Source organism: Nonomuraea monospora (assembly GCF_039531895.1).
Classification (GTDB): Bacteria; Actinomycetota; Actinomycetes; order Streptosporangiales; family Streptosporangiaceae; genus Nonomuraea; species Nonomuraea monospora.
On record NZ_BAAAQX010000013.1, the window covers coordinates 208,286 to 225,106 of the forward strand.

The window sequence follows — 16,821 nt, forward strand, 5'->3', positions numbered from 1 at the left end:
GACATATTTCTTCAGGACGCCTGCGTAAAGAGCAGACGATCGGCGTGGTCGAGCGCCAGCCTGACCGCGCCCAGCGCGATGCACTCGCCGCCCAGCCCTGAGGCCACCACGACCGGCGGACAGATACACGCCTCCGAGAACAGCTCCCTGATCGGCTCGATGAGCAGGTCACCGGCCTTCGCCAGGCTGCCGCCGATCACCACCATCTCCGGGTCCAGCGGGTTGACCACGGTGACCAGGCCCTCGCCCAGGTGGCGGGCGAAGTCCCTGACCGCGCGCCCGGCCTGCGCGTCGCCCGCGCGGGCGCGCTCGATCGCGAACTCCGCGGCCTCCCGCTGCGAGCGCATCTCGCCCGGCTCCACCGAGATCGCGTACTCGCTCATGTGCCGGTAGGCCCGCCAGTGGTCGCCGGACTGCCGCCCGATCTCGCCGGAGGCCGCGTGGGCGCCGCGGTGCGGCCTGCCGCCGATGAGCAGGCCCAGGCCGAGCCTGCTGCCGGTGAAGAGGTAGACGACGTCCTGGCGTCCTCGCGCCTGGCCGCGCCAGTGCTCGGCCAGCACGGCCAGCCGCATGTCGTTCTCCACCAGCACCGGCGCCGATATGCGGCGGGACAGCTCGCCTCGCAGGTCGAGCCCCGTCCAACCAGCCAGCGCGACGCTCTTGACCACCCTGCCCGAGCCGTCGACGGTGCCCGTGGTGCCGACGCCCACGGCCGCCACCTCCGGCACGGTCAGCCCCGCCTCGGCCACCACCGCGCCGACCAGGCCCGCGATGGCGTCGAGCCGGTCCGCGGCGGGCGTCGAGGGGTGGTGCGGCACCCGGTGCGCGGCCACGACGACGCCGTTCAGGTCGGTGACCATGGCCCGCAGCCTGGACGCGCCCACGCCGACGCCCACCACGTGCCCGGCCGCCGCGCGGAACCTGAACCGCCTGGCCGGCCGCCCGCGCTGGCGGTCGCCCTGCTCCTCGCCGCACTCCTCCGCCCACCCCTCGGCGAGCAGGTCCTCCACGATCACCTCGGCGGTCGGCCTGGACACGCGGGCCGCCCTGGCCAGCTCCGACAGCGTGGCCACCTCGCTCTCGCGCAGGATGCGCAGGACCGCCGCCGAGTTGAGCCTGCGCAGGAGAGAGGCGTCACCGCCCTGCTGTCGCACCCGCACCTCCAACCGGTTATTCCAAGAAGTTTGGCTAATTCTGCCAGGTACGGCGATCGCGTGAAGCAGAGCTGAGGGGGCACTTAAGAACTCCTCGATGGACACGTCCCGTATCGGGCAGGCACAGTGCACTAGGTTCGTCAAGGGGGGATGGGAGCTATGAAAGCGCTGGTCAAAGAGCGGCCCGAGGCTGGCCTGTGGCTGGTGGACGTGCCCGAGCCCGAGGTCGGCCCCGGCGAGGTGAAGATCCGGGTCCTGCGGACCGGCATCTGCGGCACCGACCTACATATACGGAAATATGACGACTGGGCGCGGCACACGCTGGAGCTCCCGCTCATCGTCGGGCACGAGTTCTCCGGCCACGTGGTCGAGGTCGCGCCCGGCGTCGAGGACATCGCCGTCGGCGACCTCGTCAGCGGCGAGGGGCACATCGTCTGCGGCAAGTGCCGCAACTGCATGGCCGGCCGCCGCCACCTGTGCGCCAACACGATCGGGCTCGGCGTCAACAGGGACGGCGCCTTCGCCGAGTACGTCACCCTGCCCGCCTCGAACGTCTGGGTGCACCGTGTCCCCGTCCACCCCGACGTGGCGGCCATCTTCGACCCGTTCGGCAACGCCGTGCACACCGCGCTGTCCTTCCCCCTCGTCGGCGAGGACGTGCTGATCACCGGCGCCGGCCCGATCGGCCTGATGGCGGCGGCCGTGGCCACCCACGTCGGCGCGCGCAACGTGATGATCACCGACGTCAGCGACGAGCGCCTCGACCTGGCGGGCAAGCTCGGCGTCTCCCTGGCACTGAACGTCTCCCGCTCCTCCATCGCCGAGGGCATGCGCCAGCTCCACCTGCGCGAGGGCTTCGACGTCGGGCTGGAGATGTCCGGCAACCCGGTGGCGGTGCGCGACATGATCGCGAGCATGACCCACGGCGGGAAGATCGCCATGCTGGGGCTACCCGCCGGAGAGTTCGCCGTCGACTGGGCGACCGTCGTCACCTCCATGATCACGATCAAGGGCGTGTACGGCAGGGAGATGTACGAGACCTGGTACAACATGTCCGTGCTGCTGGAGAAGGGGCTCGACCTCTCCCCCGTGATCACCGACCGGTTCTCGTACCGGGACTTCGACGCCGCCTTCGACACGGCGGCGAGCGGCCGTACAGGCAAGGTCATTTTGGATTGGAGCGAAGGAGCTCGGCTGGAGAGAGCGAGTGCCGAGCCAACGGAAGCCGAAGCGGTCGCGACCGTAGACAGGAGCCTCTGATGTTCACGAACGTGCGCCAGCAACTGCGTACGACGCTCGACGAGATCGCCGAGGCGGGCCTGCTCAAGCCCGAGCGCGTGATCTCCACCCCGCAGAGCTCCCAGGTGAGCGTGGCCGGCCGCGAGGTGCTCAACTTCTGCGCCAACAACTACCTCGGCCTGGCCGACGAGCCCACCGTGGTGGAGGCCGCCAAGCAGGCGCTCGACCGGTGGGGTTTCGGCATGGCCTCCGTCCGCTTCATCTGCGGCACCCAGGAGGTGCACAAGGAGCTGGAGTCCCGCCTGTCCGAGTTCCTCGGCATGGAGGACACCGTCCTCTACAGCTCCTGCTTCGACGCGAACGGCGGCGTGTTCGAGACCCTGCTCGACGCCCAGGACGCGGTCATCTCCGACGCGCTCAACCACGCCAGCATCATCGACGGCATCCGCCTGTCCAAGGCCCAGCGCCTCCGGTACGCCAACCGCGACATGGCCGAGCTGGAGGCCCGGCTGAAGGAGGCGTCGCAGGCCCGGCGGCGGCTGATCGTCACCGACGGCGTGTTCTCCATGGACGGCTACCTCGCGCCGCTGCGGGAGATCTGCGACCTGGCCGAGCAGTACGACGCCATGGTCATGGTCGACGACTCCCACGCCGTCGGCTTCGTCGGCCCGACCGGCCGCGGCACGCCCGAGCTGCACGGGGTCACCGACAGGATCGACATCATCACCGGCACGCTGGGCAAGGCGCTCGGCGGCGCCAGCGGCGGCTACGTCGCGGCCCGCAAGGAGATCTGCGAACTGCTGCGGCAGCGCTCCCGCCCGTACCTGTTCTCCAACTCGCTGGCCCCCGTCATCGCGTCGGCGTCGCTGCGCATCCTCGACCTGCTGGAGACCTCGAACGAGGCCCGCGAGCGGCTGCGCGCCAACACCGCCCGCTTCCGCAGCGAGATGACCAGGAACGGGTTCGACATCCTGCCCGGCGACCACCCGATCGCGCCCGTCATGATCGGTGACGCCGCCGAGGCCGCCGCCATGGCCGACCGCCTGCTCGACCTGGGCATCTACGTGATCGGCTTCTCCTACCCCGTCGTCCCGCACGGGCAGGCCAGGATCCGCGTGCAGCTCTCGGCGGCCCACTCGGAGGAGGACGTGGACCGCGCCGTCCAGGCGTTCGTCCAGGCCCGAGGCTGAGCCACCCGCCCCGCGCTCGCCCAGGCACGGTGCTGGGCAGCCCGGCCCGCCGGGCTGAGTATTCTCGCGTGCTATGGAGCACGGGTGATTGACACGCGGCGGTTGCGCACGCTGCGCGCGGTGGCCGACCACGGCACGGTCACCGGCGCGGCGGCGGCGCTGCACCTGACCCCGTCCGCCGTGTCCCAGCAGCTCGTCGCGCTGGAGCACGAGGTGGGGCACCGGCTGTTCACCCGTGACGGGCGCGGCGTGCACCTCACCGCCGTGGGCAAGATCATGCTGGGTCACGCCAACGAGGTGCTAGCCCAGCTCGAACGCGCCGAGGCCGAGGTGGCCGCGTACACCACGGGCCAGGCGGGCGAGGTCACGGTGGCCTGCTTCGCGACCGCCATCAGCGCCGTGCTCTCCCCCGCCATCGCCGCCCTGCGCGAGACGTCCCCGGGCGTGCACGTCCGTGTGCAGGACGCGGAGGGCGACCACAGCCTGGCCCTGCTGCTGGACGGCCAGGCGGACCTGGCCATCACGGTGGAGTACCGCGGCGCGCCCGACGCCGCCGACCCCCGGCTGTCACGCCGCCCCCTGTACGCGGAGCCGTTCGACCTGGTGCTCCCCCGCGACCATCCCCTGGCGGGCTCGGCCACGCTGGTGTCGCTGGCCGCGGAGACCTGGATCGGCCCGTACCCGGGCAATCCGGTGCACGACGTGATCACGTTCGCCTGCCAGCAGGCGGGCTTCACCCCGAACCTCGTGCACTGCTCCGACGACTTCCGCGCCGTGGTCGCCCTGGTCGGCGCGGGCGCGGGGGTGGCGCTGGTGCCGCGGCTGGCGCTGCGCGACATGGCGCTGCCGGGGGTGGCGGTGCGGCAGACGCCGGGCCCCGAGCGCCGCGTCTTCGCCGCCGTACGCCGCGGCTCCGACGCCCATCCCCTCCTGCGCCCGCTGCTGTCCGCTCTCCGCACGGTCGCGGAATCTCTCGGAACAGGCTGAAACACTCCCCGCATATCCGCACATCTCCTCAAATGTGTTCGCCGATCGGAAGGAACGCCGCATGGGGCCGTCTGAGCCCGAAGAACGCTTTGAGGAGATCTACATGGCGTACTATCCCGCCGTCGCCAGCTACGTGCGGCGCCGCGCCGGGTCACCCGACGACGTCGCGGACGTGATCGCGGAGACGTTCACCACGGCCTGGCGCCGCCTGACCGCCGTCCCCCAGGGGGACGAGGCCAGACTCTGGCTGTACGGCGTCGCCAGGCGCGTGCTCGCCAACCACTTCCGCGCCGAGGAACGCCGCACCGCCCTGGCCGTCCGGCTGCGCGAGGAGGCCGCCACGTGGGCCGCTCCGCAGCACGCGCACGACCCGGCGTACCAGGCGTTCCAGCGGCTGGCCGACGACGACAGGGAGCTGCTCTCCCTCGTCGCCTGGGAAGGCCTCAGCGGGCCCGAGATCGCCAAGGTGCTCGGCTGCTCCCGCGGCGCCGCCAGGCTCCGGCTGCACCGCGCCCGCAAGCGGCTGGCCAAGGAGCTGGCCGTCCTCGACCCCGACCTCGCCGGCTACGGCAGCCGCGCCGTCTCTCTCGCGAAGGGACAGTGACCCCCATGCCTGACAAGACCATGTCCGACCATCCCATGTCCAACCAGCCCAGGTCCGACCAGAACGTCATCGACGTCGTCTCCCGGTTCGCCGCGCCCCCCGTCACCTCCGTCAGCGAGGGCGCCCGCGAGCTGATGCACCAGATCATGGCGGACACCCCCGCCCCCGACCCCACCCCCGAACCCGCGCGGTCCCGCAGGTGGCGCGGCCTGCGGGTGGCCATCCCCGCGGGCGCGCTGCTGGCGGCCGGGGCGGTGGCGGCCACGACCTGGCTGCTTCCCGCCTCGCCCGCCGCCGCGCTCGACATCAAGCAGGAGGGCGGCTACTACGTCATCGAGATCAAGGACCTCTACGCCAACCCCAAGGTGTACGAGCGGGAGCTGCGCAAGGTCGGGCTCGACGTCACGCTCCGGGTGATCCCCGCCACCGCCGCCTTCGAGCGCAAGGTCTTCCCCACCTCGCCCGACGACCAGTACGTGGACGAGATCGAGAGCATCTTCCCGCCGGGCCCGTGCGACAAGCTGGGCGGCTGCGCCACCGGCGTCAAGATCCCCAAGAACTTCGCCGGGACCGCCGACATCGCCGTGAGCAGGAAGGCGCGGCCGGGCGAGGAGTACCAGAGCGTCACCACGTTCGCCGCCAAGGGCGAGCCCATGCACTGCGTGCCCTACCTCGGCAAGACCGTCACCGAGGTGCGGCAGATGCTGGAGCAGCGCGGAGTGCGGGTCGGCGAGTACTCCGACTCCACGCTCGTCGCCAAGGACGACGGCAGCGACCTGCGCACCTCGGTGCCCGGCGGCTGGCACGTCCAGGGCGGCTTCCTCACCGAGCCCGGCGTGGCCACCCTCTCGGTCTCGGAGGAGCCGGTGCCGCAAGACAGGATCGACTTCCAGAACAAGAAGTCGCAGAGAGCGTACGGCTGCCCCGTTTCCTGATCTTCAGGGGTAGCGTGCGGCAGATGACACGAAACGGGCCGGGCGGCTCTCCCTACCGGAGGCTGCTCGGCCTGCCCGGCGTCACGACGCAGGCCGTGCTCGGGTTCCTGGCCCAGCTCACCCAGCAGGTCGCACCCGTCGGGATCGTCCTGGTGGTGCAGGAGGCGAGCGGCTCGCTGGCCCTGGCGGGGGTCGCGGCAGCGGCGTTCTCCGTCGGGGGCGGCATGGGCAGGCCCGTACAGGGGCGGCTCATGGACCGGCGCGGCGCCGGACCGGTCCTCGCCGTCACCGCCCTCACGCACGTGACGGCGCTGCTGGCCCTGCTGGGCTGCGCGCACGCCGGCTGGCCGTGGTGGACGATGACCGCGCTCGCCTGGGTGGCCGGGATCGGGCTGCCGCCGATCTCCGTCAGCATGCGGATCGAGTGGGGACGCAGAACCGCCGACGACGGCCGCACCGCCGCCTACAGCCTCGTCTACCTGGTGCAGGAGCTGGCCATGATGGTCGGGCCGCTGCTCTTCGGCCTGCTCATCGCCGTCGCCTCCGCCTCACCCGCCCTCGGCGTCGTCGCCGCGGCGGCCGGGCTCGGCACGGTCGCCTTCTCCCGCGCGCTGCGGTCCGGGCCGGGCGCGCCCTCGCGGGGGCGAGGACGCGTCTTCGCCGACCGGCGCATGCTCGTGCTCCTGTCCGTCGTCCTGCTGCACGGCTGCACCTTCGGAGCACTGCAGGTGGGAGTGCCCGCGCTCGCCGCCGCCCACCACGTCCCGGCCGCCACCGGGCTGCTCATCGCCGCGCTGTCACTGGGCGGCATCACGGGCGCCGCCGCCTACGGCGCCCGATCGTGGCGGTCGCGGGTGCCACTGCGGCTGGCAGGGCTGATGCTGGCCCTAGCCCTCGCCCTCGCCCCACTCACCCTGATCGGCTCGTTACCGCTGGTCGGTGTGGCCCTGTTCGCGGGAGGGCTGGTACTCAACCCGGCGCTGACGACGTCATCGCTGCTGGTGGACGAGTATGCGGCGGGGGCTGAAGGCGAGGCGTTCGGGTGGGTGTCCACGGCGCTCGGGACGGGGGGTGCGGCGGGGGCGGCGGTGGCCGGGCTGGCCGGGGAAGGCGTCGGCCCCGGCGCGCCCTTCCTCGCCGCCTCCACCTTCGCCCTACTGGGCGCAGCCCTGACCATCCCTCTCCTCCACCGCTCCTGACCTCGCGCCCACACATGCACGCGTTCCTGTGCACGCTCATGTGTGCAGAGAATTATGTGCATAGGGTCATGTGCACGCCGCTCGCACGTGCGCCGCTCGTGTGCACGCCGCTCGCATATGTGCCACTCGTGTGCACGCCACTTGAGCTTGCATGTGCGCTCACGTGCCCCGCCGCTCGCATGTGCGCGCTGCCCATGACCGCGCGTTTCTAGGTGCGGGCGCGGGCCAGGTCCAGCGCCTCGACAAAGCGGGCGTACGTCGCCAGCTCCCCCTCCACCGGCTCCAGCACCAGCTTCCCCCCAACCTCCCCGATGGCCGTGCGCAGAGCCTTGGCCGTACGACGCGCCCGGCGCCTGCCGCCCGCCCACGCCGCCAGCCGCGACAACAACGCGATCAGCACGCCCGCCAACGCCCCGCCCACCAGCAGCACCGTCGGCCACGGCACCACGCCCACGGTCGGCAGCGGCGGCTCGGGCAGGCGCAGGTAGTCCATCCCGAACAGCACCCCGAGCCACAACGCGCCCGCCAGCATGACCGCGAACACCACCCACTGCAACGCGTTCACCGCCCGCCACCACAGGGGGCGCCTCGTGCCGACGGCTGACGTCGTGGCCACCGCACGGTCCACCGCGTCCGCCAGCTCCCGGGCGCGCGACCTGGCCGCCTGCCGCACCGCCGCCGCCCACGGCCCGGGCAGCCCCGCGGCGGCCGCCTCGCCGACGTCCCTGATCGCCGTCTCGACCTGCGCCCGCTGGACGGCGGACGCGGCGGGCACGGAGGTACGCCCGACGATCCCCCCACCCTGCCGCTCCACGACCTCCCCACCCGACCGACCGGTGCCTGTCTCGCCTGGCTGTCCGACGGACGACGCGCCCGGCCGACCGGGGGACGTGACGCCCGACCGCTTGGCGGACGCCGTGCCTGGCCGCTTGGCGGGCACCAGGCCTGACCGCTTGCTTGACGCGAGGCCCGACCGTTCGCCGGGCGCCAGGCCGGGCCGTTTGCCGGGGGCCAGGCCGCCGATGCGCAGCCGTCGCAGCGGGTCGGGGCGGAATCGCCTGACCCATCGCGTGACCGGCCAGCCCGTGGCGACGACGGCCCGGTGCCGGTGCCCCTTGGCGACGGCCTCCACGACCAGCGGCACCCCAGCCGCCGCACACAACGCACCCGTCAGCGCCCGCTCCGTCCCAGCGGACACAGTCCCAGCCGACCCCGTCCCGACAGACACAGTCCCGACAGACACAGTCCCGACAGACACAGTCCCAGCCGACCGAGTCCCAGCCGACGCCCTCCCGTCCGCTGCCGTAACGGGAGTGTCGCCCTCTTCCGGCGAGCCCCCGGAGGCGGCGAGCCGGTCGGCGGCGGCCGTGAGGTCGGCGGCCAGCCGGGCCGACCACGACTTGCGCTCCGAGACCCGCTCCCCCAGCAACGCCCGAAGCTCCCCCACCCCCCGCCCCGTACGCGCCGACACCGCCAGCACCGGAATGCCGTCCAGCCCATCCCCGTCCAGCAGCCGCCGCAGATCGTCCAGGCAGCGCGAGACCGCCTCCGCGGGCAGCCGGTCCACCTGGTTGAGCACGACCACCATCACGTCCCGATGCCCGGCGAGCGGCCGGAGGTAGCGCTCGTGCAGGGCCGCGTCGGCGTACTTCTGCGGATCCACCACCCACACCAGCAGGTCGACCTGCTCCACCAGCCGGTCCACCTCCAGGCGGTGTGACAGCCGGATGGAGTCGTGGTCGGGCAGGTCGAGCAGGACCAGTCCGGTCAGGTTCGGGTCGGGGGCGGCGGAGTGGCGGCGCGGGATGTCGAGCCAGTCGAGGAGGGGGCCCGCGCCCTCGCCGTCCCATAGGGCGGCCTGGGCGGTGGAGGTGGTGGGTCTGGTGACGCCGACGTCGGCGAGGTCCTGGCCGGTCAGTGCGTTGTAGAGGGAGGACTTGCCGCTGCCGGTGGCGCCGGCCAGGGCTGCCACGGTGTGGTCGAGGGACAGTTCGCGGCGTACGCCGGCGCGTTCGGCGACCGTGCGCGCGGCGGACACGTCCTGTTCGGGCAGGCGGCCCTCGCCCAGGGTGGCCGCCTCCAGCAGGGCGGCCAGGCGGGTGTCGAGGGTGGGCCCCTCCTTGCGGCGCAGCAGCTTCACGGCCTCTCCTCCGCGTCACGCGACGTGGACGGCTCCTCCACGGCGAGCACAGGAAGCTCGACGGTCACCGCCCCCGAGGCGGGCAACTCCGCACGATGGTCCTGGATGCGCCGGGCAGCCGCCCGCAAGGCCTCCCCCGTCCCCCCATCCGGCTCCACCGCATCGAGCCGCTCGGTGAACCGCCCCGCCTCCTCCTCCAGCAACCCCCGCACCCGTTCCCGTAGATCCTCCCGAGCCCGCACGGTCAGCGTGCGCACCGCCTGGTCCCCGAACACGGCCTCCAGCAGCTTCTGCGACAGCACGCTGGTCCCGCCCGCGATGCCCACCTCGATCCCGGTCAGCCCGCCGGTGGACGCGAACACGGCCAGCATGAGCAGCAGCCCCGCCCCGTTCACCCCGAAGGAGGCCACTCTGGCGGCGGTGCGCCGTTCCGCGCCTTCCTCGCGGACGAGGTCGAGCACGTACTCCTGCCACCCCCGCACCGCCGACTCGGCTCGTTTGCCGAGGTCGGCGGAGGCGCGGCCGAGGCGGGCTGATTCGACGGGGCCGAGCCGTTCGAGCAGGCCGGGGCCGCCGGGAGCGGCGGACCAGCCTTCGAGTGCGCGTTCCGCGGCTCCGTCGGCGGCGCCTCTGATGAGGGCTTCGACGCCGCTTTCGAGGGCGTCCCTGAGCTGGACCTCGGGTACGCGTCCGGTGAAGAAGCCGACGATGCGGTCGCGCAGCCATCCGACGCGGCTCTCCAGGGAGCGCATGAGGTCGCCGGTGCCGATGAAGTCCTGCCAGCGGGCGAGCACCTCGCCGCGCAGCAGGGAGCCGTCCCGCATGCCTTCGTCGAAGTCGGCCATGCCGCCCGCGTAGGCGCCTGTGACGATGGAGCGCAGGCCGTCGAAGGCGGTCTGCTGGCGTTCGACGGCGGCGGCCAGGGACGGCACGCGGGTGGCGAGGCTGTCGAGGGCGCCTGACAGTGTCTGGCGGACGACCCGTGAGCGTTCGGCGGCGTCGGCGGCGAGGCCGGTGAGCCAGGCGGAGATGTCGGCGACACTGGCGGCAGGGAGGCGGGCCTTCTCGTCGGGGAGGGCGGCCTCGGGGACGGTGAACAGGCGGGTGCCTTCGAGGCCGTTCTCGGTGAGGAGGCGGGCCAGGTCGCGGGAGACGGGCTCGACGGCCTCCGGCGGCACCCGGTCGAGGACGACGGCGAGGGCGGTGCTGCGTTCGCGGGCGGAGCGCAGGAAGCTCCAGGGCACCTCGTCGGCGTACCGGGCGGCGGTGGTGACGAACAGCCACAGGTCGGCGGCGGCGAGGAGCTGGGCGGCCAGTTCGCGGTTGGCGGTGACGACGGAGTCGATGTCGGGGGCGTCGAGCAGGGCGAGCCCTGCTCCGAGGGCGGGCGAGGTGACGACGCGCAGCGCTCCTGGGCCCTGGCCGGTGGCGCGGGACAGGCCGGGCAGCACGTTCTGGCCCATGAACCAGGTGCTGTCGGCCTGGCTGACGACGAGGGTGGGCACCAGCGTGGTGGGCCGCAGCACGCCCGGCTCGGCCACGTCGGCGCCGACGAGGGAGTTGACCAGCGTGGACTTGCCCGCGCCTGTCGAGCCGCCGACGACGGCCAGGAGCGGGGCGTCGAGGGCGCGCAGTCGGGGCAGCAGGTAGTCGTCGAGCTGGCCGGTCAGCTCGCGCAGCGCGCGCCGGTCGGCGTCGGCCTCGCCGATGGCCAGCGGGAACAGCTCCCTGTCCAGCGGTCGCCGCAGCGACTCCAGCGCGCCCAGCAGGTCCATGGGAACCACGCTATCCCCGATCGCGGCGGGTAATCGGGACTGACCCGCGTTACCGTCGGTGATCAGCCGGAGGCCGGCGGCTCGCGCAGGACGTAGCCGACGCTGCGCAGGGTGTGGATGAGCCGCGGCTCGACGTCGTCCACCTTGCGCCGCAGGTACGACACGTACGACTCGACCACGCCTGCGTCTCCGCCGAAGTCGTAGTTCCACACGTGGTCGAGGATCTGCGCCTTGGACAGCACCCGTCCGGCGTTGACCATGAAGTAGTGCAGCAGCTTGAACTCGGTGGGCGACAGCCGCACCTGCCGGCCGCCGCGGGTGACCTCGCGGGCCTCCTCGTCCAGCTCCAGGTCGGCCACCTTGAGCTTGTTGGCGGGCGCGGCCTCGCCGCGGGTGCGCCGCAGCACCGCGCGGATGCGGGCCTGCACCTCTTCCAGGCTGAACGGCTTGGTGACGTAGTCGTCGCCGACCCGCAGCCCGGCGATCTTGTCCTCGGTGGCGTCGCGGGCGGTGAGGAACAGGACGGGCGCCTCGATGCGCCTGGCGACCTCGAACCCGTCGAGGTCGGGCAGCATCACGTCGAGCACCACCAGGTCGGGCGCGGCCCGGACGGCCACCTCCACGGCCTCCTCACCGTCGGCCGCCGTCAGCACCTCGAACCCGGAGAAGCGCAGGCTGGCGGCGAGCAGATCCCTGATGCTGGGCTCGTCGTCCACCACCATGATCAGCGCCTCGGATTTCGTCACGTACTCAGGGTGACTCAGCAGCCTGAGGGTTAGCTGAAGGGTCACTCCAAGGCGAGTGGGAGTTCGACGCGGAAGGTGGAGCCCTTGTCGGGGGCGCTGTCCACGGTGACGGTGCCGCCGTGGGCCCGTACGAGTGCCTGCACGATGGCCAGGCCGAGCCCGCTGCCGCGGTCCTCGGCGGAGCGGCGGCGGGATCGGGCGGAGTCGGCGCGGTAGAAGCGCTCGAAGACGTGCTCGACCTGCTCGGGGGTGAGGCCGGGGCCGTTGTCGACGACCTCGATGAACAGCTTGCCGGTGGCCGCCCCGGCCCGGACGATGATCGGGGAGCCCGGCTCGGTGTGCACGATGGCGTTGGTGACGAGGTTGCTGATGACCTGGCGCAGGCGTACCTCGTCGCCGGAGACGATCAGGGCGGCGCCGCCGACGACGTCCAGCTTGATCACGCGTTCCGGGGCGATGATGCGGGCGTCCTGCACGGCGTCGGCGGCCAGCGCGAGCATGTCCACCGGCTGCATCTTGAGCGGCCGTTGCTGGTCCACCCTGGCGAGCAGGAGCAGGTCGTCCACGAGCACGCTCATCCGGCCTGCCGCCTTCTCCACGCGCTGCATCAGCTCGGCGGGGTCGGCGCCGGGGTTCTGCCTGGCGTACTCGGCGAAGCCGCGGATGGAGGTGAGCGGGGTGCGCAGCTCGTGGGAGGCGTCGCCGACGAACTGCCGCATGCGGTCCTCGGAGCGGCGGGCCGCCAGCTCGGACGCGGACCTGGCGGCGAAGGCGGCCTCGATCTGGGCCAGCATGCCGTTGAGCGACCTGGCCAGGCCGCCCACCTCGGTACGCGGGTCGCCGTCGGGCACCCGGCGGTGCAGCTCGCCGCCGGCGATGGCCTCGGCGGTGCGCTCGATCTCGCGCAGCGGCCGCATGCTGTGCCGGACGATCGTGACCCCGGCCACGGCCAGGATGAGCAGGATGCCGCCGCCGCCCAGCAGCTCGATGAGCACGAGGCGGGTGGTGATGGCGTCCACCTCCTCCAGGCTGACCGCGACCACGAGCGTGCGCCGCTGGGCGACGACGCTGCCGAGCACCCGCCACTCGCCGTCGCCGCTGATGGCGGGCGCCGTGTAGGGGTCGGGGCCGGGCGAGCGCGGCAGCACGGGCTTGGGCTTCTTGTCCACGTCGCGGTCGGTCAGCATCGGTACGTACGCGCCGCCTGGCTCCTTGACCAGGGCGATCGCGTCGGACTCGATGAGGATGGGGTGCTCGGCGGTCTCCCTGTCCTTCCTCCAGTCGCTCCTGACCTTCTTGTCCATCCGCGCGCTGAGCAGGACGAGCTGGCTGTCCACGCGGTCGAGCAGGTAGCCGTGCAGCACGGAGACGCTCACCAGGCCGATGAAGAACATGCCGAAGCCCAGCAGCGCCAGCATCGACGCGATGAGCTTGATCCTCAGCGGCAGGCCGCGCATCAGGGGCTCGGTGGCAGGCGCAGGACGTATCCGACACCGCGCAGGGTGTGGATGAGTCGCGGGCTCCGGTTGTCGATCTTCCGGCGGAGCACGGACACGTACGACTCGACGATGCCCACCTCGCCCCGGAAGTCGTAGTCCCACACGTGGTCGAGGATCTGCGGCTTGGACAGGACGCGGCCCGCGTTCGTCATGAAGTACCGCAGGAGCTTGAACTCGGTCGGCGACAGCGCCACGGCGTTGCCGCCGCGCCACACCTCGTGGCTCTCCTCGTCCAGCTCGATGTCGGCGAACGTCAGCCGCGGCGGCGCGGCCTGCGTCTCCCCGGCGGTGCGGCGCAGCACGGCGTGGATCCTGGCGACCACCTCTTCGAGGCTGAAGGGCTTGGTGACGTAGTCGTCGCCGCCGAGCGTGAGCCCGCGGATCTTGTCCTCGGTCTCGTCGCGGGCGGTCAGGAACACCACCGGGGTGTGCAGCCCGCCGCCGCGCAGCCGCCTGACGATCTCGAAGCCGTCCAGGTCGGGCAGCATGACGTCGAGCACGACGAGGTCAGGGCGGTGTCGCTGGACGGCGGCCACGGCGTCGAGGCCGCTCTTCGCCGTGGTCACGTCGAAACCCGCGAACCTCAGGCTCGCGGCGAGGAGTTCGAGGATGTTCGGGTCGTCCTCGACTATCAGCAGGCGTGATTCCATCACCTCCAAGGATGCCCTCATCGGACGAGTGCTGGGACAATTCCGGCAATATGCCGGGCAATAGCCAGACTTGAGGTGGCCGCAGGAGAAGGGGCATTCCTCACCAGAACTACCTTTCCCCGGACATCCACCACGAAGTCATCCACGAGGCCCCCGTCCCTGGCGACGGCTTGCGCGCGCACACCGCCAGGAGCCCGCTCCAGGTCGGCGGCGGTGAGCTCCGGCACGTACCGGCGGGCGTCCATCAGGAACGCGCTCTTGGCCAGAGATCCATAGACTTCCTTAACTCCGGTACGCCAGTGCGCCCTGGCCATCCGCAGCGTTCCCGGCCAACCAAGAATTTGCCGAACATTACGGAAATTCGACCATCGGTACCCCTCGTACGCCGTGGCCAGCACCGCGTTCGGCCCCACCAGCACCCCGCCCCCGATCCGCCGGGTGAGGTGCACCCCCAGGAACGGGTAGCGCGGGTCGGGCACGGGATAGATCAGCCCCCGCACCAGGTCGCGGGCGGCGCCCCTGAGCGCGTAGTACTCGCCCCTGAACGGCACGATCCGCACGTCGCCCCCGGCGCCCGCCATCCGGGCCACCGCGTCGGTGCCGAGCCCGGCGCACACCACCAGGCGGTCGAAGGCGAACCTGCGCCTGCCCGCCACCACCTCGACCTTGCCCGCCCGCTCCCGCATCGCCCTGACGGGGTGGCCGAGGCGTACGGACCCGCCCAGTTCGGCCACGTCCAGCGCGAGCCGTCGCGCCACGGCGGGGAAGTCGCAGATCGCCGTGTGCGGCGAGTGGACGGCGGCCACGCCGACCGCGTGCGGCTCGATCTCGCGCAGCGCGAGCGCGTCCAGTTCGGCCACGCCCGGCACGCCGTTCGCGCGCGCCCGCTCCGCCAGCGCGGCCAGCCTCGGCCGCTCGGCCCTGTTCGAGGCCACGACCAGCTTGCCGACCTCCTCGTACGGCAGCGCGTGCGCCGCGCAGTACTCCTTGAGCAGCGCCACGCCCTCCCGGCAGAGCCTGGCCTTCAGCGAGCCCGGCGGATAGTAGATCCCCGCGTGCACGACGCCGCTGTTGTGCCCGGTCTGGTGGGCGCCGACGCGCCCCTCCTTCTCCAGCACGGTCACCTCGGCCCCCCTGGCGGTGGCCAGCTCGCGTGCCACCGCCAGCCCGACGATGCCCGCGCCCACGACTCCGATCTTCTCCGTCACAATGATGATTTTCCGTGCTACCGGCCATCCCCGCCATATCCGGGCGAATCGAACATGAGTACGATGCCTTCATGTACGTCCCACCAGAATGGCCCGCGGAGGTCCGGCCCCCAAGCGTGCCCGACTGGGAGACCTCGGCAGTGGCCTGGCTGCTCGACGCGGTGCCGCCGGACTACCGGGCGTACGAGGTGCTCAGACGGCATCCGGTGGCGCTGGCCGCGATGGCCCGCCACCACGTCAGCTCGGCCGTCGAGGCGGCCCGCGCCGGCTACCGGGCGGCGGCGGTCGACCTCAAGGGCCACCTGCCGCCGCACGCCATCGAGGCGGTGCTCGACACCTACCGGCAGGAGGGGCCGCGGCTGGTGCGGCTGTCCCGCTCCGTCGAGGTGGTCGAGCGCGCGCTGAGGGGCGACATGTTCACCGCCACCATGCGCCGGCCCTGAGCCGGGCTCAGCGGGTGCGGCGGGCCAGGAACGTGATCACGCCGATCGCGCCCACCGCCGCGGCGAGCCAGATGAGCACGTCGCTGACCGACAGCCCCGTGCCGTCCCCCGCGGCGTCGTCGGCCCGCGCCGTGCCGCTCGACGTCGCCTTCGGCTCCTCCTCCGCCCTGACCGGGCTCGGCGTGGGGGTGCCCGCCGCCGGCAGCGGCACCCGGTAGACGGGGCTGCGCGGCCCCTCGCTGCCGACCAGCAGCGACTTCCCGTCGGCGGTGTACGCGATCGACTCGGCCTGCTCCAGCTCCGGCATCGTCACCCGGCCGATCGTCTCGCCTGAGGAGCGGTAGAGGGTGGCGGAGAAGTAGGTGCGGATCACGTACGACGAGCCGTCGGGCGCGTAGGCGGCGTCCGTGGCCATCAGCGGCGCGCTGCCCACCTTGCGCAGCACGTTCACCCGGTCGGAGCGCAGCGTCTTCGGCGCCGCGTACACCGAGCCGGAGAACTCCTTGGAGACCACGTACAGCCGCCCGGTGCGCGGGTGCACCATGATGCCCTCGGCGTTGCGCGCGCCGTCGGCGTACCTGAACCGGTAGCGGACGGCGGGCAGCGTGGCGTCGGCGATCGTCCGCGGCTCCATCACCTTGTAGACCGACACGTTCGGCCAGGCGCCGTCGAGGTTATCGCCGATGTCGGCGAACCAGAGCACCCCGCGCCCCGTCTGCGGGTCCTTGGTGGCCGCCATCGCCTCCCAGTCGCGCGCCTCCGCGCCCCGCACCTGGAACGTGGCCCGCGTGCGCCCCCGCTCGTCCACCGCGTAGAACGCCGGAGCCGCCGCGCTGTCGTTGTGCGTGTAGTAGAGGCCGTCGTGCGTCGGCGACACGGCCAGCCCGCTCGACTCCGTGATCCGCTGGTCCCTGAAGGTGAACAGCTTCTCCGCCCCGTCGCCCTCCGGCGCCGCGGCGAAGGCCGGCGCGGCCGGCAGCAGGCACACGGCCGCCACGACGAGCATCCTGCTCACGAAGTCCCCCACGTCAGCCATCATGCCCCACCGACGC

The 16,821-nt window shown here is 72.4% G+C and carries 15 protein-coding genes; 7 read left to right on the top strand and 8 right to left on the bottom strand.

Translation table 11 applies throughout. The features are described from left to right. Positions 1–11 precede the first annotated feature (11 nt). Positions 12–1,154, bottom strand: a complete 1,143-nt coding sequence (locus tag ABD331_RS25955; RefSeq protein ID WP_344479607.1) for an ROK family protein — start codon at positions 1,152–1,154, stop codon at positions 12–14. A gap of 159 nt (positions 1,155–1,313) precedes the next feature. Here ABD331_RS25955 and tdh point away from each other — a divergent pair, with 159 nt between their 5' ends. From tdh to ABD331_RS25985, 6 genes are all read left to right on the top strand, one after another. Beyond that, on the top strand, positions 1,314–2,414 hold the full coding sequence (tdh, locus tag ABD331_RS25960) for an L-threonine 3-dehydrogenase (RefSeq protein ID WP_344479609.1): 1,101 nt from the start codon (positions 1,314–1,316) through the stop codon (positions 2,412–2,414). After that, a complete protein-coding gene (locus tag ABD331_RS25965; RefSeq protein ID WP_344479612.1) occupies positions 2,414–3,583 on the top strand; it encodes a glycine C-acetyltransferase in 1,170 nt (389 codons plus the stop codon). Before tdh ends, ABD331_RS25965 begins: the two co-directional genes overlap by 1 nt. Positions 3,584–3,667: 84 nt before the next feature. Further along, the gene (locus tag ABD331_RS25970) at positions 3,668–4,570 is read left to right on the top strand and encodes a LysR family transcriptional regulator (protein WP_344479615.1); all 903 of its coding nucleotides are present in this window, start codon (positions 3,668–3,670) and stop codon (positions 4,568–4,570) included. 61 nt (positions 4,571–4,631) lie between these two features. Continuing rightward, positions 4,632–5,174, top strand: coding sequence for an RNA polymerase sigma factor (locus ABD331_RS25975; RefSeq protein ID WP_344479617.1), 543 nt, complete (start codon positions 4,632–4,634; stop codon positions 5,172–5,174). Positions 5,175–5,179: 5 nt separating this feature from the next. Next, positions 5,180–6,109: a hypothetical protein gene (locus ABD331_RS25980; protein ID WP_344479619.1), complete on the top strand. Its 930-nt coding sequence runs from the start codon at positions 5,180–5,182 to the stop codon at positions 6,107–6,109. Between the two features lie 23 nt (positions 6,110–6,132). Further along, the gene (locus ABD331_RS25985) at positions 6,133–7,308 is read left to right on the top strand and encodes an MFS transporter (RefSeq protein ID WP_344479622.1); all 1,176 of its coding nucleotides are present in this window, start codon (positions 6,133–6,135) and stop codon (positions 7,306–7,308) included. 208 nt (positions 7,309–7,516) lie between these two features. Here the strand turns inward: ABD331_RS25985 and ABD331_RS25990 are convergent, their stop codons facing one another. The 6 genes from ABD331_RS25990 to lhgO all read right to left on the bottom strand — a co-directional run bounded on the left by ABD331_RS25990 (position 7,517) and on the right by lhgO (position 15,332). Continuing rightward, positions 7,517–9,448, bottom strand: a complete 1,932-nt coding sequence (locus ABD331_RS25990; protein ID WP_344479625.1) for a YfjP family GTPase — start codon at positions 9,446–9,448, stop codon at positions 7,517–7,519. Continuing rightward, the gene (locus ABD331_RS25995; RefSeq protein WP_344479627.1) at positions 9,445–11,223 is read right to left on the bottom strand and encodes a GTPase family protein; all 1,779 of its coding nucleotides are present in this window, start codon (positions 11,221–11,223) and stop codon (positions 9,445–9,447) included. Before ABD331_RS25995 ends, ABD331_RS25990 begins: the two co-directional genes overlap by 4 nt. Before the next feature lie 62 nt (positions 11,224–11,285). Further along, positions 11,286–11,945: a response regulator transcription factor gene (locus tag ABD331_RS26000; protein ID WP_187414757.1), complete on the bottom strand. Its 660-nt coding sequence runs from the start codon at positions 11,943–11,945 to the stop codon at positions 11,286–11,288. A 65-nt stretch (positions 11,946–12,010) separates the two neighbouring features. Beyond that, a complete protein-coding gene (locus ABD331_RS26005; protein ID WP_344479631.1) occupies positions 12,011–13,426 on the bottom strand; it encodes a sensor histidine kinase in 1,416 nt (471 codons plus the stop codon). Then, the gene (locus ABD331_RS26010) at positions 13,426–14,118 is read right to left on the bottom strand and encodes a response regulator transcription factor (protein ID WP_344479633.1); all 693 of its coding nucleotides are present in this window, start codon (positions 14,116–14,118) and stop codon (positions 13,426–13,428) included. Before ABD331_RS26010 ends, ABD331_RS26005 begins: the two co-directional genes overlap by 1 nt. Positions 14,119–14,135: 17 nt before the next feature. Continuing rightward, entirely contained in the window at positions 14,136–15,332 is a 1,197-nt protein-coding gene (lhgO, locus tag ABD331_RS26015; RefSeq protein ID WP_344479707.1) for an L-2-hydroxyglutarate oxidase, read from the bottom strand. Between the two features lie 65 nt (positions 15,333–15,397). Between lhgO and ABD331_RS26020 the strand changes: the two genes are divergently transcribed. Beyond that, complete coding sequence (locus ABD331_RS26020) at positions 15,398–15,769, top strand: hypothetical protein (RefSeq protein WP_344479635.1); 372 nt, start codon at positions 15,398–15,400, stop codon at positions 15,767–15,769. Between the two features lie 7 nt (positions 15,770–15,776). On the opposite strand, the gene ABD331_RS26025 is transcribed toward ABD331_RS26020, so the two are convergent. Then, positions 15,777–16,805, bottom strand: coding sequence for a hypothetical protein (locus ABD331_RS26025; protein WP_425566047.1), 1,029 nt, complete (start codon positions 16,803–16,805; stop codon positions 15,777–15,779). Positions 16,806–16,821 lie beyond the last annotated feature (16 nt).

What these genes read in the sequence shown, in the direction of transcription:
- ABD331_RS25975 (WP_344479617.1), top strand. Translation starts at nt 4,632, where the DNA reads ATGGGGCCGTCTGAGCCCGAAGAACGCTTTGAGGAGATCTACATGGCG.
- ABD331_RS25980 (WP_344479619.1), top strand. Translation starts at nt 5,180, where the DNA reads ATGCCTGACAAGACCATGTCCGACCATCCCATGTCCAACCAGCCCAGG.
- ABD331_RS25965 (WP_344479612.1), top strand. Translation starts at nt 2,414, where the DNA reads ATGTTCACGAACGTGCGCCAGCAACTGCGTACGACGCTCGACGAGATC.
- ABD331_RS26010 (WP_344479633.1), bottom strand. Translation starts at nt 14,118, where the DNA reads ATGGAATCACGCCTGCTGATAGTCGAGGACGACCCGAACATCCTCGAA.
- tdh (WP_344479609.1), top strand. Translation starts at nt 1,314, where the DNA reads ATGAAAGCGCTGGTCAAAGAGCGGCCCGAGGCTGGCCTGTGGCTGGTG.
- ABD331_RS26020 (WP_344479635.1), top strand. Translation starts at nt 15,398, where the DNA reads ATGTACGTCCCACCAGAATGGCCCGCGGAGGTCCGGCCCCCAAGCGTG.
- ABD331_RS26000 (WP_187414757.1), bottom strand. Translation starts at nt 11,945, where the DNA reads ATGGTGGTGGACGACGAGCCCAGCATCAGGGATCTGCTCGCCGCCAGC.
- ABD331_RS25995 (WP_344479627.1), bottom strand. Translation starts at nt 11,223, where the DNA reads ATGGACCTGCTGGGCGCGCTGGAGTCGCTGCGGCGACCGCTGGACAGG.
- ABD331_RS26025 (WP_425566047.1), bottom strand. Translation starts at nt 16,805, where the DNA reads ATGGCTGACGTGGGGGACTTCGTGAGCAGGATGCTCGTCGTGGCGGCC.
- ABD331_RS25985 (WP_344479622.1), top strand. Translation starts at nt 6,133, where the DNA reads ATGACACGAAACGGGCCGGGCGGCTCTCCCTACCGGAGGCTGCTCGGC.
- ABD331_RS26005 (WP_344479631.1), bottom strand. Translation starts at nt 13,426, where the DNA reads ATGCGCGGCCTGCCGCTGAGGATCAAGCTCATCGCGTCGATGCTGGCG.